This window comes from Pseudomonas sp. PDM05 (genome assembly GCF_014851685.1).
In the GTDB taxonomy this organism is placed as follows: domain Bacteria; phylum Pseudomonadota; class Gammaproteobacteria; order Pseudomonadales; family Pseudomonadaceae; genus Aquipseudomonas.
In genome coordinates this window covers 1-277 of record NZ_JACVAC010000054.1, presented here as the reverse complement: position 1 = coordinate 277, position 277 = coordinate 1, and the positions used below count along the sequence as shown (strand labels likewise).

Sequence of the window (277 nt, the reverse complement as noted above, 5' to 3'; positions counted from 1 at the left end):
CGCACCGCCGGTGGATTGCCGTCGCGCTCGGCATGTTCGGCCAGCTGTTGCAGGTACACCGGCGGGAACACCGCCATGGTCACGTTGTGGCGATGCATCTGCGCGTAGGTGTATTCCGGCAGCCACAGGCTGTCATCGCGGATCAGCACACTGGCGCCGTTGATCAACGGATGCATCCAGCCTTCATGGGAGCCGTCGAAGGCGAAGGACATGAAGTGCAGTTCGCAATCGGCCGGACCGGTTTCGTAGCGCTCGCCAGTGGCGATGATGTGCGCCA

1 protein-coding gene is annotated in these 277 nt (G+C 63.2%); it reads right to left on the bottom strand.

Annotated features, from left to right (window positions below; all coding sequences use genetic code 11):
- Positions 1–277 (bottom strand): hypothetical protein (locus IB241_RS27390; protein WP_192301285.1); only part of this gene is annotated, 277 nt, incomplete at both ends.